The organism is Nostoc flagelliforme FACHB-838, from assembly GCF_014698065.1.
GTDB lineage: Bacteria > Cyanobacteriota > Cyanobacteriia > Cyanobacteriales > Nostocaceae > Nostoc > Nostoc flagelliforme_B.
Genome location: NZ_JACJSI010000026.1, coordinates 34,055 through 46,008, shown reverse-complemented (window position 1 = coordinate 46,008; position 11,954 = coordinate 34,055). Strand labels below are relative to the sequence as shown.

Sequence of the window (11,954 nt, the reverse complement as noted above, 5' to 3'; positions counted from 1 at the left end):
GTGGTTTGTCTTGCCCAAAGAGCGAAATTTTGAACAAACCTCAAATTTAAACGGAAGATTTATGGTACCCCAAACTGATTGTACCGGGTTCAATATAAATTTCCGGTGTAATTAGTTCCTTTGTATCATCTGTTTCTAAATCAACTCGTAAATTTCCTTGAGATGTCACCCCAACTACTGTACCTGAAATATTATTGACGTAGACCCGATCGCCCATATTTATAAGCAAATCTAAATAGCGAGACAAGAGTATGCTTATTCCTTCTTGAAAAAGACACTCCATACCGGATTCTATTCCCAGTAAGACTTTAGAGGTGAGCATTTCCAAACAAGAAATTGGTCTGAAATCTTGAGAAGCTTGCCACGATTCCAGATTGATTCCAGTTTCGGGTACTGGGTTTGTCCAGTTAATACCAACACCAATTACTGCTTGGGTGATTTGTCCTTTGTTTAGTTTGGTTTCTGTCAAAATGCCGCCTAGTTTGCGACCATTTAAAATTAAATCGTTGGGCCATTTTATCCCAACATCTACACCGCATTGGCGCAATTGAGAGGCAATCCCCCAAGCAGTAGCAAAAGTTAGCTGATAGCTGTCAGTAGCCTCTATTTTGTGGTCTAAAGAAATCGCCACAGAAACATATAATCCACCAACTGGAGAAATCCACTGGCGGCCCCATTGTCCTCGTCCAGCAGATTGCACAGTTGCGATTACTACTGTTCCGGAAATAGCACCTTGGTTAAGTAAGTTCCAGAGGGTTTGGTTAGTTGAAGAGACACTTTCAAAAAAGTGGAGCGAAAATGGTAAATATGTATACTTACGCCCTGCTTTCAAGGCTGCTTCCAAGTTTTGCAAATTAAATCCCACAGCAGTTAACCCAAATTCCGTTGTTCAAGTTAGCATTGATTGGCTGATGAGTGATTTCTGTTTAGGTTTGGTTGAAGATGCACACTTGGCACTGGCGCAATTGGGAAGGACTGCCCTATCTAACTTGTAGTATTCTGGAACGTTGGCATCACGGCTTCTTTACCCAGCAGTTTTGGCCGCGATCGCCACAAGTTATCACAGAAGTATTGCAACCAGAGGCATCAGTCTATCGCTTAAAGCAGGTTCATGGCAATACTGTTCTCACCCCTCAGGAAGTTAAAAGCTTCTTAAGCTCTGCTGAGGAGGATTTAGCGTCGGCGGATGGTTTAATGAGTGAGCAGCCTCTACAAGCTGTTTGGGTAGCTAGTGCAGATTGTACGCCCGTGCTGATTGGGGATGTGCAAACTGGACGGGTGGCAGCATTACACGCAGGCTGGCGAGGGACTGCTAAGAAGATTGTTCCCTTAGCGATCGCTCGATTACAATCTCAAGGCAGCAAACTCGATGATTTACGCATTGCAATGGGGCCAGCGATCGCTGGTGAGGTTTATCAAGTCTCTATCGAAGTGGCTGCCGAAATTGGGGCTAGCATTATACCAGATGAAGACGAAGAAAAAATTGTAACTGCATTACATGAATTACCAAATTCACCCTTATTGGAAGACCCCAATCCTGGAAAGGTAAGGTTAGATGTCCGACGAGTGAATACCTTACAGTTGGAAAACATGGGGATTAGTGCAGAACAAATTGCGATCGCACCTTATTGTACTTTCCAAACTCCAGAGCATTTCTTTTCTTACCGCCGGGAGAAAGAGAAAAAGGTGCAGTGGTCAGGGATTGTTAGCAGTAAAACTAGTTACTAGTACCGCAAGGCGGAATTAAAACGAACTGCACTCAACTCAAATCTTGATTGCTGGGAGGATGGTAAAAGTTGAGGTTTGGAAAATTCTTTAATGTGCTTTTAGAGCATTTTGTTTTTGACGCAGTGAATCCAAAGTGAAAATCCACGACTTGCATCTGGTAAGAATTGTGTCAAATTTATAAAACTTTGATAATTACCAATCTAAAATCCACGCCATTTATGACTAAGGAGTGTCAAAGAAAAGCTTGGCTCAATAACTCGCGGTGCATTAATGCTCTATCTACTAAAGATTGTATTTGGTCTGGTGATAACGGATCACCATTAGCGTAATGCTCCATCCAAGCCAGACTAATGAAGTTGGGGTCATCTGGTAAACTAGCTAAATCCCATCCAGGCATTTGCAAGTCTTCCATGAGACGATTTACCTTAGGATCATAACTGAGAGCAAAGCAGCGACAACCTTCAGATGCAGCCATAATCAAGCTGTGTAGGCGCATCCCTATTGCCATTTCCACGCCGCGAAACACACCTTTCAAAAGTTGCGGATCTTCCAAACACAAAATCTTGCTGACATCTTTAAGGTGTGGTTGAATGGCTTCAGCAATACTTAAATCTTCACTTTTTTGAAACGGCAGTAGTAAGATAAAAGCCTGCGTAGCTTTTTGAAAATCCACCAAAGCACGAGTCAAGTTTGCTAGGCGTGTTTCTGTGAGTTGAGGATGCGATCGCAACGTTACTGCAACTCTCGGCGCAGGTAAATCCCAAAGTCCTGGTACTGGTTTAGATTCCAACGCCCAAACCGGGTCAGGGGCTATAATACAAGGAATTTGCCAATCAGATAATAAAGCCGCACTAGCGCGATCGCGGACACTAACTTTGCTACAATTACCAAAGGTTTGCCGTGCCAACCAACGAGTTTGCGGACGCACTAACGGGCCAATACCCTGCGCCCAAGCAACAGTTTTCAAGCCCATTTTCTGCGCCAATGCCATCAGTCCCCCATAATAAAATGGGCTGATAGTGCTGGTAACATCCTGAATGAGACTCCCGCCGCCCCAAATCAAGGCATCACTTGAGCGTAAAGCTTGCAGTACAGGTAAAACAGCCATGCGATCGCAAGTTTCTACATTATTGTAGCGATCGCGCGTTTCTTTTGGATTACCAGAAAGCACCACAGGCGTTACGTGAGATGGTAACATTTGCAAAAGCGTTGCCAACAAAGCTTCGTCACCACCATTACCTTTACCGTAGTATCCAGACAATAACGCCCGCATCTTGACCATTTTGGATTTTAAATTAACAACTTTTTTATACAGAATATCTGTAATTGATCCAGATAGTAGACTCATTCACAAGCTCTATTTTCAAACTTCATAAAAAAGGAAGATAGAAAAAACTCCTAACTTTTAACTCCTAACTCCCAACGTTTTTATGCACGCCCTATCGGTTCCCACCTGGATTATTCATGTTTCTAGCGTTATTGAGTGGATTGTCGCCATTTGGTTAATCTGGACTTATGGCGAACTTACTAATAACCGCAATTGGTGGGGATTATCCCTTGCCATGTTACCAGCTTTAGTCAGCGCCATGTGTGCTTGTACCTGGCATTACTTCGACAACGCCGAATCTCTGGAATGGCTGGTAACGCTTCAAGCTACCATGACCTTAGTTGGTAATTTTACGCTTTGGGCAGCGGCGTATTTGATTTGGCGTTCTACCAAGTCTGTTAACACTGTTGAACCAAAACCTATCAAATCAGAGCAATGATTTCTAAAGAAACCCTGTTTGCACTTTCACTGTTTCCCTATTTGGGTTTCTTGTGGTTTATCAGCCGCAGTCCGCAAATGCCGCGTTTAGCGCTGTATGGATTTTATGGCACTCTCGTCTTTGTTGCCATCACCATCCCAGCCGGAATTTATGCTGTATTGCATTATGGCAAGCCTTTGGCAGATGTGGATTGGTTGCACGGTGGTGCAGAAGTATTTTTGACACTTTCTAATATTTTGCTTGTGCTGGGTTTTGGACAGGCTGTAAGGCAATTAAAAATGAAAAATACGAACCCCAGCGATAGCTAGGGTTTTGATTGCATTGAGTTATGAGGAAGAGTTAAATGGATGTAATTCCAGCAATTGATTTACTAGAAGGTCGCTGTGTGCGACTGTATCAAGGAGACTACGATCGCTCACAAGTTTTTAGCGATAATCCTGCTGATGTTGCTAAACAGTGGGTAGATCAAGGTGCTACCAGATTGCATATAGTTGATTTAGATGGTGCTAAAGCAGGTAAAGTAGTAAACTTGGGGGCAATCGAAGCGATCGCTCATGCAGTGTCAGTGCCCATTGAAATTGGTGGAGGATTGCGCGATCGCACCAGTGTGCAACAACTATTCAATCTAGGCATACAGTGGGCGATTCTCGGAACCATCGCCGTAGAACAACCCCAGCTAGTGCAAGAACTCTGCCAAGAATTTCCCGAACAAATTATCGTCGGTATTGATGCCCGTAACGGCCGCGTAGCAACTCGCGGGTGGTTAGAAACCTCAGAAGTTTTAGCAACCCAACTGGCTGTACAAATGCAAGAATTGGGTGCAGCCGCGATAATTTACACAGATATCCACCGGGACGGTACACTTATAGGCCCCAATTTGGAAGCTTTACGAGAACTTGCAGCAGTAATTTCTATCCCGATAATTGCCTCTGGTGGGGTAAGTTCTGTCACCGATTTGTTGAGTTTGTTGGCGTTAGAACCTCAAGGTGTCACTGGTGTGATTGTCGGACGTGCCTTGTATACTGGGGATATTTTACTCAAAGAAGCGTTGCGAGCGATCGGGACTGGCCGGATTCAGGATATTCCACCAAATCTAGATTTTTCTACCTTTGCTTAAGATTTTCTGTCTTTGGTGGAACACTTCACACACTGTACTTGTTACTCCGAGTACAGTGGTTGCTCTCTTAATCAGTCCGGCTATTTGTTTTAGCTAAAGAGTGAACGGTACGGAGAGTGAAATGGTTGTTACACTGTGCTTATGTAGCGTTGGGTGTACCTGAGCTTTGGTGTTACGGAAATGGCAAGTTGCAAGTATTTGTCTTAAATCAAGCAGAATACGCTGAGATTTAAACTAGTCCCACATTTGGGAATTTGCCTGTGATTGAGAGAATCTTGCAGTTTTTGCAATTCAGCCTCACAGAAGGATCTAGTACAGCGCGACAAGCATTTAGGCAGTAGGTGCGTGAGGCATTAGCGCAGTAATATTAAGTTTGGTCAGATTGCCCACCCAATACACTTAAACTTGCTGACTCATTTATTAAGATTTGTAGTTATTCCGTTAAAAATGAAGCTTTCTACAAATGTAATATTATTTACCAACTTATTCTAGTTAAGCTTAAATTTTCTGTGATATATTTCTGTAATCAACAATACTCGTGATGTAGATAATATTGTCGGAAATTTTAAAATTTAGTATTATGTCTAGTCAAGACCAAAATTCTAATCAAGCATTTAAGCAAACACAAGCTACCGGAACCAAGAGGAAGAAACCACAACCTCCCCCAGACATCAAAAAACCCAGGAAAACTGACTGAAAATCGCTATAGTTCCTAGTAGAGACTTAAATTAAATCAAGTCTCTACAATTCTTATCAAAAATAAATTAGCTTATTTGTTTTTCGCTTGAGTCTTTGCTTGCTCTAAAGCTATTTCTTTAATTGCCTGATATGAATTAACATTTGAAGTACCTTCAATAGCTTTAACTGCCAAATCTTGAACTTGTTTGAGAGCAGACTCAAGTTGTTTAGAAAGGTTTTGAATTCTCGTCTCTTGATTAGTAATAGTTTGTTCTAAAGATTGTAGTCTTTGTTCATAAAAGCGCTTTTGCCCTTCTACTTCTTTAGAATATAAATCTGATTTTACTTTAGCTTGGTAGTGGGCAATGCCTTTGCCTTCTTCTGTAGCTTTTTTAATAGCCGCTTCTTTATCTTTTGGCAAAGCCTCTACCTTAGCTTTTAACTCTTCAAATTGTTTCCCCCTCTCGAAAATTGCTTTCTCTCGTTCAGCCCACTGTTTCTCTGTTTCTTGTAGTAATTCTTCTAGCTGTTTATATAGCGCTTTCTGCTCTTGTTCGTATTCGTCATTTTCTAATTGCCGCTGGAGTTCAAAATTATACTTATACTCTGAAGCATCCCGTTGTCGGGTTTTATTCAAGTTTTCATTCCGTTCTTTTATCGCCCGTTGCTGTTCCTCTTGTTCTTTCCCCCAAGTATTCCTTTGCTCTAATATTTCTTGAAATAACACTTCAGAGCGCCGGGTATATTCTTCCTGATAGGCTTTAGTGTTATCTTCATAGGCTTGAATCAGAGTATCCAAAATATCATCAGAAATTTCTAAATTGTGCAACTGTGTTAATTGTTGGATTTCTTCTTCTAAATCTCGCCTGATTTCTTCTAATTTAGAGGCTTTTGTGGTTAGCTGTTCCGATAATTCATTAGCAGCGCTGCCAAAACCTAATTGAATCTTCGCCAAGCTTTCAATTGTATTATTCATTTTTTGTTGGACACTAGAAAGCTGATTCATCGCTGTTTTTTGTTCTAATTTAGGCTGTTCTTTCGTTCCAGACTGGTTTTCCTTAGCAACTTGTTCGAGTTGCGATTTCAGGGCTGCTTTTTCTTTAGCTAACTCCTCATACGCCTGAAGAATTTCTACTTTAGTATTCTTATCAGTCGGCTTTTTCACCACCACAATAAACCTCCTCTTTAGGAATTAAAAATGATTAAGATACTACAGACTCGCAACTATTTAGAATTAGAATTACCAAAAGCTCTCATAGCTAAGTCTTGTGCTTGTTTTAGTGCCGTTTGCAATTGAACAGAAATACCTTCAATTTGCTCAGATTGTTTCTTAATGGTTTCTTCCAGAGATTGAATTTTTAATTCATAACTCTGTTTATTAGATTCCCATTCTCGTTCAAATAAATCAGCCTCAAATTTAGCTTTTTGGCTTGTTTCTTTTATAGCTTCTTCTCTAGCTTTTTTAACGGCTTCTTCAAGTTCGTTAGGAAATATAGTTACCTTTTGTTGATAGTCTGCAAAGAGGGGTTGACGTTCAACGAGAATCTTTTCTCGTTCTGCCCAATCTTTATTTTTCTTTTGAGAATTTTCTTGTATTTCCCTTTGTTGTTGGCGTTTTATCGCTTCGTAGCTATCTGTATTAACTTTACGATTAGTTTCTAACTTATACTGAGATTCTTCTTGTTGTCGCTGGCGATCTTTGGCTAATAAATCATTATATGTTTGGAGTTTTTCTTCATACTCTGCTTGCTCTTTTTGCCATTCTTTTCGCCTAATTGTAATTTCTTTCTCTAACGCTTCCCTTTTACTAATAGTATCTTGTTCGAGGATTTTTAATTTTTCTTGGTGTTCTTGACTTAAAACGTCTAGAGTATCTGCTATTATTCTGATTTTTTGAAGCTCTTGTAAGCGTTGAGTTTCAATTTCTATAGCTCGGTTTAACTCATCTAATTTTGAATTTTCTTGAGCTAGTTTTTCAGATAATCCATTGAGAATACTGCCAAACTCCAATTGTAAATCAGCTAAACCTTTGACAATACTATCAACTGTATATGCAGAAGCTGCTTGGAGAATTTCTTGACTTTTTGCCTTTTCTGCTTCTTCTTGTTTAGTCGCTATTCTCGATTCCAGTTTTTTTCTTTGGATAATAATTTGTTGAAATGCTTGCATTAGTTGTTGTTTGCTGTCCTTAACTCCAACTGTAGTCATCTTCCAACTCCCTTCGATAGGCAAATGATTTATTGGGTAGCAAGCCATACCAATGACTACCCTATGCAGACATCAGAATAACTTTTAAATAAATATTTTTAACGCAGTGTAAATACTGTAATGATCAACAGCTGACACTTAGGTACTACGAATTTTCCACATATATGTCCTTCTGTTTTTCAGGTATAGTTTTGCCTTTGAAATTTATAGTATTTTTGTACTATGATAAATATACTTAATCTAATCTCCTTTTGTCAAGATAATCCTTCATGTAGTCATGTCTTTCCCTGTCATTGATCATCTTGTGAAGACAGAATCGAAGCTAGTAGGAGCGCAAGACCTTGCGTCCCTACGATAGGATGTGGTTCAAATAGATGAAAACTGCTGTAAAAGAATATTTAGAAGCTTGCCGCCACAGTGATTTATGATTGAGGAGGCTACTGTGATATATGTTACTTTTTGTAAATAAAATCTAAAAGAATTATCCCTAGTAGAAGCGCGGTTACAGTAACGCGAGATAATAGACTTGATCAGCCTAATTGATACAAGCACAGTCCCAGACTTTTGTGATATCAATGTATACCAGTGAATCGACCAAATATTCTGCAAGAACGGACATTGGGCAAACCAGCCGTATTCTAGTAGTAGAAGATGAAGAATTAATCCAAGAAATGTTAGCTGTAGCTCTGGAAGAAGAAGGTTATGGGGTGATAACTGCTCCTGATGGGCGATCTGCTATAGAGTATCTCAAAAGTTTTGAAACCAATCCAGGGGAACTTCCCTTTGATTTGATCATTCTTGATTTGATGCTGCCGCAAATTAATGGGTTAGATATTTGCCGTTTGCTGCGTCATCAAGGAAACCCAATACCTATTTTAATGCTCAGTGCTAAGGGTAGTGAAACTGACCGCGTTTTGGGTTTAGAGGTGGGAGCAGATGACTACCTGACTAAACCTTTTAGTATGCGAGAGTTAGTGGCTCGTTGTCGCGCTTTACTCCGCCGCCAACGCCTAAGTAATTTACCGCAAGTACCAGTATTAAAATTCAAAGATGTCAGCTTGAATCCTCAAGAATGTCGTGTGCTGGTTCGTGGTCAAGAGGTGAGTCTTTCACCTAAAGAGTTCCGCTTACTGGAACTCTTTATGAGTTATGCCCGGCGCGTATGGTCACGGGAACAATTGCTCGATCAGGTTTGGGGGCCAGATTTCGTCGGCGATAGTAAAACCGTAGATGTTCACATTCGCTGGTTGCGCGAGAAATTAGAGCAAGACCCTAGTCATCCCGAATATATTGTGACTGTACGAGGTTTTGGCTATAGGTTTGGATAATTAGTTTGGATAGTTGTTAGTTTTTAGTAGTCACGAAGAAACTAACAACTCAAATGCTTTTATTGGGATTTTTTCTGGGTTTAGCGGTAGGCATTGGGTTTTGGGTTTGGCAACAGGTTCAACTTAACCGTTACCTAGGGCGCTTACTCCGACCGTTAACCTCGCATTCTTACAAGATGGGACTACTGCTGATTCCTGGGTTGCGGCAGGAAATAGCGATGGTGAAGCAGCAACGGCAAGATTTGCAGCAGTCATTGCAAACTTACCAAGACCTGCTAGATTTTGCACCAGTGGGATATTTGCAGGTGGATGAGGAAAATCAACTGCTGTGGTGTAATCGGCAGGCGCAAGAAATTTTGTATCTGCAAAGGTGGCAACCAGAACAGGTACGCTTGTTACTGGAGTTGGTCAGGTCTTATGAACTTGACCATTTAATTGAGCAAACTCGTGATTTGCAAAAACCACAAAGGGGAGAATGGATATTTCATCCATCTTGTGATGATGCAGCAGAGATAGCAACAATAAAATCTTTGGCTTTGCGGGCATCTAGCTTGCCTTTACCCAATGGACAAGTGGGAGTCTTTTTAGAAAATCGTCAACCCCTATTAGATATAAATCAAGTACGCGATCGCTCTTTTTCTGATTTAGCACACGAACTCAGAACACCACTAACCTCAATTCGCTTGGTTGTAGAAACTTTACAAAACCGCTTGGAACCACCTTTAAATCGCTGGGTTAACCGCCTAATGCAAGAAGTTGACCGACTGATCAGCTTGGTGCAAAGCTGGTTAGAACTTACCCAAATGGAAGCAAACCCAAATATACAATTGCAAGCCAAAGCTGTAGAATTGCGATCGCTCATTACATCTGTTTGGGAAACACTAGAACCTTTGGCACAGCGACAACATCTGTCTTTTTCTTATTCTGGGCCCGAAAATATTTGGATTAAGGCAGATAGAGCCAGGATTTACCAAGTTTTTCTCAATTTGCTAGACAACAGTATTAAATACAGCCCTCCTTCTACAAGCATTCACGTTGAAGCGAAAATCTTATCAATAAAGGATAATAATGATGCGGCTTCTCCAATGCTGGAAATAAATCTTATTGATTCTGGAGCCGGGTTTTCTGAGGCAGATTTACCCCACGTTTTTGAGCGATTTTATCGAGGAGATAAAGCCCGAACCCATTCCTCCCAAGATAGTAACTCCATAGGCGCGATCGTTGGTAATGGATTAGGATTAGCGATCGTTGAGCAAATCCTGATTGCCCACGGTGGTTCAATCAAAGCTATGAACCATCCAGAAACTGGAGGTGCGTGGATGCAACTCCAATTTCCTGAAGTTATGGCAAACTCCTTAAGCCAAGACTATAGTTAATAATATCTTCACGTTTGAGACAACAAGGGTGAAAGCTGTCGATTACAGTCCCAATCCGCAAAGGCCCCAACTCGCACGCGCCATTAGGCGCTTAGAACGGGACGTATTACGCATGGGTGCTTTGGTAGAACAATCATTTCGCCTCAGCCACCAAGCGTTATTTGCTCGTAACTTAACCGCAGCTGAGGAACTTCCCCGATTAGATAAAAAGATCGATCGCTTTTATAGACAAATAGAATCAGACTGTACGGCGATTATGACGCTGCAAGCGCCTACAGCTCAAGATTTGCGTTGCTTGAGTGCCTTTATGCAGCTGGTGCGAGACTTAGAACGCATTGGCGATTATGCTGAGGATTTAGCTGAGATTGCGATTAAAATTTTTCCTTACGCGCCTCATACGTGCTTATCTGAAATTGAAGCTATGTCCATTCACGCCCAAGCTATGTTAGCAACTAGCTTAAAGGCTTTGGGAGATTTCGATGAAGCAGGTGGGCGTCGTTTAAAGCACCTAGATGATACCGTAGACGATGCCTATGATCGCGTTTATCAGACTTTAGCCCAACAACGAGATGTGCCCGGTGTAGTCGAGCCAATTGTACTGCTAGTACTAGCAATTCGCTGTTTGGAACGCATGGCAGATCATGCCACTAATATTGGTCAGAGGGTAGCATATATTGTCACCGGTCAACGCTCTTAATTGACGGTTCGTTGTAATTATTTACGCCAATATACATACTTACTTAGTCTATAGAAAATACCAAAAAATTAAAAATAAGTTAACTAAATATTTTACTAAAAGCTTACCTGGTCTTAAACTTACACAATTAAAGTAACGAATAAACAACTAAAAAATTCTCGGTATATCTAATTAATAGATGCCTTAAATCAAAAGTTGTTGCCATCAGAAGATTTTGAGTTACTCCTTAGCTCTAATTGAAAAGAAGAGACTTTCAGATATACAGGTAAATTTTGATACAAATTATTAGAGTTTCTTAATCATTGTAAACAGCGAGATTCCCTGATAATTATGTAGTTACAAATGATCTATTCCACAAGTCCTCCTTCAAACTCTTTTGACGTGTCAAATAGCTCTGCTTTCAGCAGACAATTACCCCAGCAGATATTTACTCGTCGGGAAATAATTCCACTTCAAGATGACGTAATTTGGCGCATTGAACACGGTGCAGTTCGCACTTTAACCTGGAGTGAAAATGGAACATTAATCACTCTCGGTTATTGGGGGCTAGGAGATTTGATTGGCTATCCCTTGTCTAAGGTCAAGCCCTATCAGATTGAATGTCTCACAGGCGTGGAATTAAGCATTGTGCCACCTCATTTGTGGCATCAAGATATTAATGCTTTGTTGTCTCACATTCAACAGGCAGAGGATCTACTGAGTATTGTGCATCGAAAACCAATTTCACTACGTTTATGGCAGTTTTTAGTGTGGTTAAGTGAAAAATTTGGACGTGATGTAGAGAAGGGCAAACTAATTGATTTAAATGTTACCCATCAAGATATTGCTGAAGTTTTAAATACTACGCGAGTAACAGTTACCCGGCTCCTACAACAGTTAGAGCAAGAAGGAACAGTTCTACGTCACAAACGCCGCATTATTTTGCGTTTACCAAATAAATTAATTAAAAATTATAGTTCAGCAATATATTAACTGATTTACTTGTAATAATCGCAGGATAAATGTATAATCATTGCTGTGATTGTGTGTAGAATCCCCGAAAGTAAAGTGTTTAAA

12 protein-coding genes are annotated in these 11,954 nt (G+C 40.6%); 8 read left to right on the top strand and 4 right to left on the bottom strand.

Features of this window, described 5'->3' with window-relative positions; translation table 11 throughout:
• Positions 1-46: 46 nt before the first annotated feature.
• Positions 47-865 carry a biotin--[acetyl-CoA-carboxylase] ligase gene (locus H6G97_RS15195; protein ID WP_190941533.1) on the bottom strand — a complete coding sequence of 273 codons (819 nt, stop codon included), beginning with the start codon at positions 863-865 and terminating at the stop codon, positions 47-49.
• Between the two features lie 77 nt (positions 866-942).
• On the opposite strand from H6G97_RS15195, the gene pgeF reads away from it, so the two are divergent.
• Complete coding sequence (gene pgeF, locus H6G97_RS15190; RefSeq protein WP_190941531.1) at positions 943-1,728, top strand: peptidoglycan editing factor PgeF; 786 nt, start codon at positions 943-945, stop codon at positions 1,726-1,728.
• Between the two features lie 232 nt (positions 1,729-1,960).
• On the opposite strand, the gene csaB is transcribed toward pgeF, so the two are convergent.
• Positions 1,961-3,001: a polysaccharide pyruvyl transferase CsaB gene (gene csaB, locus H6G97_RS15185; protein ID WP_190941605.1), complete on the bottom strand. Its 1,041-nt coding sequence runs from the start codon at positions 2,999-3,001 to the stop codon at positions 1,961-1,963.
• Positions 3,002-3,158: 157 nt separating this feature from the next.
• Between csaB and H6G97_RS15180 the strand changes: the two genes are divergently transcribed.
• From H6G97_RS15180 to hisA, 3 genes are read left to right on the top strand one after another with little or no spacing between them, the layout of a single operon-like run.
• Positions 3,159-3,494 (top strand): DUF2499 domain-containing protein, encoded by a 336-nt coding sequence (locus H6G97_RS15180; RefSeq protein WP_190941529.1) that lies wholly within the window; start codon positions 3,159-3,161, stop codon positions 3,492-3,494.
• Entirely contained in the window at positions 3,491-3,802 is a 312-nt protein-coding gene (locus H6G97_RS15175) for a DUF3593 domain-containing protein (protein ID WP_190913071.1), read from the top strand. Before H6G97_RS15180 ends, H6G97_RS15175 begins: the two co-directional genes overlap by 4 nt.
• 35 nt (positions 3,803-3,837) lie before the next feature.
• On the top strand, positions 3,838-4,611 hold the full coding sequence (gene hisA / locus H6G97_RS15170) for a 1-(5-phosphoribosyl)-5-[(5-phosphoribosylamino)methylideneamino]imidazole-4-carboxamide isomerase (RefSeq protein WP_190941527.1): 774 nt from the start codon (positions 3,838-3,840) through the stop codon (positions 4,609-4,611).
• A gap of 769 nt (positions 4,612-5,380) precedes the next feature.
• On the opposite strand, the gene H6G97_RS15165 is transcribed toward hisA, so the two are convergent.
• A complete protein-coding gene (locus tag H6G97_RS15165) occupies positions 5,381-6,460 on the bottom strand; it encodes a coiled-coil domain-containing protein (protein WP_190941525.1) in 1,080 nt (359 codons plus the stop codon).
• Between the two features lie 53 nt (positions 6,461-6,513).
• Positions 6,514-7,497, bottom strand: a complete 984-nt coding sequence (locus H6G97_RS15160; RefSeq protein WP_190941523.1) for a coiled-coil domain-containing protein — start codon at positions 7,495-7,497, stop codon at positions 6,514-6,516.
• A gap of 575 nt (positions 7,498-8,072) precedes the next feature.
• Between H6G97_RS15160 and H6G97_RS15155 the strand changes: the two genes are divergently transcribed.
• The 4 genes from H6G97_RS15155 to H6G97_RS15140 all read left to right on the top strand — a co-directional run bounded on the left by H6G97_RS15155 (position 8,073) and on the right by H6G97_RS15140 (position 11,870).
• A complete protein-coding gene (locus H6G97_RS15155; RefSeq protein ID WP_190941521.1) occupies positions 8,073-8,825 on the top strand; it encodes a winged helix-turn-helix domain-containing protein in 753 nt (250 codons plus the stop codon).
• A gap of 53 nt (positions 8,826-8,878) precedes the next feature.
• On the top strand, positions 8,879-10,201 hold the full coding sequence (locus H6G97_RS15150) for a sensor histidine kinase (RefSeq protein WP_190941519.1): 1,323 nt from the start codon (positions 8,879-8,881) through the stop codon (positions 10,199-10,201).
• A gap of 28 nt (positions 10,202-10,229) precedes the next feature.
• On the top strand, positions 10,230-10,898 hold the full coding sequence (gene phoU / locus H6G97_RS15145; protein ID WP_190941517.1) for a phosphate signaling complex protein PhoU: 669 nt from the start codon (positions 10,230-10,232) through the stop codon (positions 10,896-10,898).
• 342 nt (positions 10,899-11,240) lie between these two features.
• Positions 11,241-11,870 (top strand): Crp/Fnr family transcriptional regulator, encoded by a 630-nt coding sequence (locus H6G97_RS15140; RefSeq protein ID WP_190941515.1) that lies wholly within the window; start codon positions 11,241-11,243, stop codon positions 11,868-11,870.
• Positions 11,871-11,954 lie beyond the last annotated feature (84 nt).